This window comes from Bacillus sp. 220_BSPC (genome assembly GCF_001054655.1).
GTDB lineage: Bacteria > Bacillota > Bacilli > Bacillales > DSM-1321 > Peribacillus > Peribacillus frigoritolerans.
In genome coordinates, this window is the sequence record NZ_JVPL01000164.1 from 1 (window position 1) to 3,103 (window position 3,103).

Here is a 3,103-nt window from a genome sequence, read left to right on the forward strand (position 1 = left end):
TGAAATGTACCCTTTGTAAAGGACAGTTTAAAAAAAGCCTAGGCAGCTTGAAAAAGATGATTTCTGTATTGAACAGGAGTCATCTTTTTTAAATTCCATTGGTATCTGTAGTGATTGTAATACGTCATATATTGCTTAATTTCTTTTTTTAATTCATCTAAAGTTGAACATGCTTTAATAGAGGCTTCATCTTTAAAATGGCCAAAAAAAGATTCTTGAGGTGCATTATCCCAGCAGTTCCCGCGCCTTGACATCGACTGGCCTAATCCCAGTTTTTTTACTAATTTCTGAAAGTCCGGATGGGTATAATGAGTTCCCTGATCAGAGTGGATAAAGGCATTCTTTGCTTTGTGAAATCTTCGATTTTTCTTTAACTTGAGGAGGGTTTCCGTAGCCAGGTCCATGGTAATGCGATCTGATACATGGTAAGCCACAATTTCATTGGTCGAAGCATCCTTAATCGTTGATAGATAAGCTTTCTTTCCTTGGCCATAGAACAAATATGTGATATCTGTCAGTAGTATTTTACCTGGAACTTCCTGTTTGAATTCCCTCTTCAAAAGATTCGGCACCACACGGTGCTCGTGAGTGGCTTTCATCATTCGTCTGTACGGATTTGCCTTCCGAATAGGGCATATAATGCTGTACTTCTTCATGATTCGCCGGATACGCTTCAAATTATAGACAACATTAAATTGACCCGCCAAAGTCATTTTGATCTGACGAGCCCCTTTCTTACGATTTTTGAAATGGAATGCTTTTATGATGATTTCTTTCACTACCTCATCCTTTTCATCTTTTCGAATTCTTTTTTCCTGTGATTTCACTGAGAAGTAATTATAATAACCACTTCTTGAAACACCGACTATTTTACAAAGGTATTTCACCATATGTTTTAGTTGATATTTTTCAATCACGGAGCGAATTAGGATATATTTTTGGAAAGGAGGAAGAACTACTTCTTCATCCCCCTTTCTGCAAAACGAATCTTTTTTAACAGTTCGTTTTCTGCCTTTAGTAAGTTGATTTGTGCTTCTAAGCGAGCATTTTTCTCCTCTAGGGTAAGTTTTCTTTCCTTTTGGCGCCCTGAATTTCCTGCTCTAGTGTCACATAAACCAATAATCCCGTTCTTCTCGTAAACTGCTTGCCATCTCTTACTCGCTGATTTAATTCTTTCCGTCCCCAAAACCTCTACATCAAACCCAAATTCTTCAAATATTTGCCTTACGAACTTGCCTTTCTGTTTTTCCGCTATAAATATATGCTTAAATTCATCAGTATAAGTAATTCCTTTTGAACTTACAGATTTAACATAATTATTAGATGATAGTAGTTTGATTTCTTTCTCTGTAAAAAGCTTTTTACTCATAACCTTCTCCAGTCCCATGTTGTGTTTTCTCGTTGTGTTTCTTAATTATACAAAAAAGTACCCTATAGGAGACTTTTTTAGGTGTCTACTCTATAGGGTACAGTTTAACTTAGGACTGTAGGCTTTTTACACGTTCAACTTAAAGGGGATCCAAAATATCGCTTATTACTCCGACCAATTCAGTGTATTCAAGAACTTATACACATCTTCATACACCTGTTCACGTTCCTTGCCCAATGTGATAATATGGCCAGATTTTTCATACCATATCAAGTGTTTATGCTGTGTATCGACTTCATTGAAAATCGCTGTAGCACTCTCCGTATAGTCGGGATCATCCAAACGACCTTGCAGAACAAGAGTTGGGGATGTGATTAAATCTAAATTTTCACCTGTCTCATTTATAATGTTCAACACATCTTTTAGTTGAGGCATAGGCTCTTCTTCAAGCAGCTTCACTTCTGCAGCAATTTGGTCTTCATCTTTGCCCTCAAACTTCTTATAAGCCTGTGCATAATTGAGCAAGCGGTTCTTTTGTCGATCGATACTTTTTCCTTGCGTCGGAGCACACATTGAAACTACCCCTTTTACAGGCAATTCAATTCCCACTTTTAATGAGAACACTCCCCCTAAAGAAATTCCTACAACTGCAATTTCCTCATAGCCTTCTCCTTTTAGGAAATTATAGCCATTAACTACATCTCCCCACCATTCCTTTGGACCAGTTTTAGCAAGTTCCTCGGCTGATACTCCGTGCCCACTATAAAGAGGTCCGTGGCAAGTATAGTCGAGATCATTTAAGTACTTCCCTAATTTCTTCATATCTCCTGTACTTCCGGTAAACCCGTGAAGCAGAAGAACTGCTCTCTTTCCACCTATATATGTGAATGACTCAGGTGCTTTCACTTTCATCTATCTAGGACCTTCTTTCTTTGCTCTTGTTGATAAATAGAATCTAAATGATTTTCGAAAAAAAATCAATTAATACCCCTTGAGTAGTGATTCTTCTATCCTATTCCGTATTTTCATTAAAACAATTAAATCATGTATATAGTATCCTTACCACACTCTTCACAACTCATCCGTTCCGAAGCACATTTTACTATGATTAAATTTATTTAGCAATCGTCATTTAACCATTTTTTTTAAGAAAAGTAAAATGCACCTTGTGATACGATGTACAACGTATTACACTTTAAAAATGAAAAGGAGGAGATTTTATATGGATAAAGAATTAATGAAGGGAAGCATTGACCTCCTTTTGCTTTCACTTCTTTCACAAAAAAGGCTATACGGCTATGAAATAACCAAAATCCTGAAGCAAATGAGCAAGGGCAACTATGAAATAAGTGAAGGCACCCTCTACCCTGCCCTTAAACGATTAGAAAAAAAAGAATTCATAAAAGGACATTGGAAAGAGTCCGAATCAGGCCGAAGGAAATATTATCATGTCACCGAAAATGGACAAACCGAACTTGAGCGGAAACGCGAATGCTTTTTCTTCCTGGAAAAATTAGTTCGAAAAAGCGCAGAGCAATTCTAAACCAAATAAAAAGCTTCCTGCACCCATTAATGGAACGGCCCAGGGAGCTTTTTTTGCTGTTTTACTCGTGAATTCGTACTGCACACTTAGTTTTCGCACTTTTACTCGTGAATTTCGCACTTTTACTGGTGAGTTTTCACGTTTACTCGTGAGTTTCGCACTTTTACTCGTGAATTTTGCACTTTTACTCG

Annotated in this window: 4 protein-coding genes; 1 reads left to right on the plus strand and 3 read right to left on the minus strand. The window is 37.2% G+C overall.

Going from position 1 to position 3,103, the window contains the following annotated elements; genetic code table 11:
• Positions 1 to 38: 38 nt before the first annotated feature.
• Together ADA55_RS28415 and ADA55_RS10970 are read right to left on the minus strand one after the other, a co-directional pair.
• Positions 39 to 1,369 (minus strand): IS3 family transposase gene (locus tag ADA55_RS28415; protein ID WP_226990452.1). Its coding sequence is split into 2 segments (ribosomal slippage): positions 39 to 997 and positions 997 to 1,369, totalling 1,332 coding nucleotides; the frame shifts between segments, so codons are not numbered across the junction.
• A 165-nt stretch (positions 1,370 to 1,534) separates the two neighbouring features.
• The gene (locus ADA55_RS10970; RefSeq protein WP_048683478.1) at positions 1,535 to 2,281 is read right to left on the minus strand and encodes an alpha/beta hydrolase; all 747 of its coding nucleotides are present in this window, start codon (positions 2,279 to 2,281) and stop codon (positions 1,535 to 1,537) included.
• A 310-nt stretch (positions 2,282 to 2,591) separates the two neighbouring features.
• Between ADA55_RS10970 and ADA55_RS10975 the strand changes: the two genes are divergently transcribed.
• Entirely contained in the window at positions 2,592 to 2,912 is a 321-nt protein-coding gene (locus tag ADA55_RS10975; RefSeq protein ID WP_048683482.1) for a PadR family transcriptional regulator, read from the plus strand.
• Here the strand turns inward: ADA55_RS10975 and ADA55_RS30450 are convergent.
• On the minus strand, positions 2,883 to 3,103 hold a 221-nt coding region (locus tag ADA55_RS30450), incomplete at its 5' end, for a hypothetical protein (protein ID WP_048883032.1). The two genes, ADA55_RS10975 and ADA55_RS30450, sit on opposite strands and share 30 nt — an antisense overlap.

Bases quoted from the DNA above. Each gene is read 5' to 3' on its own strand.
- ADA55_RS10975 (WP_048683482.1), top strand. From the start codon at position 2,592: ATGGATAAAGAATTAATGAAGGGAAGCATTGACCTCCTTTTGCTTTCA.
- ADA55_RS10970 (WP_048683478.1), bottom strand. From the start codon at position 2,281: ATGAAAGTGAAAGCACCTGAGTCATTCACATATATAGGTGGAAAGAGA.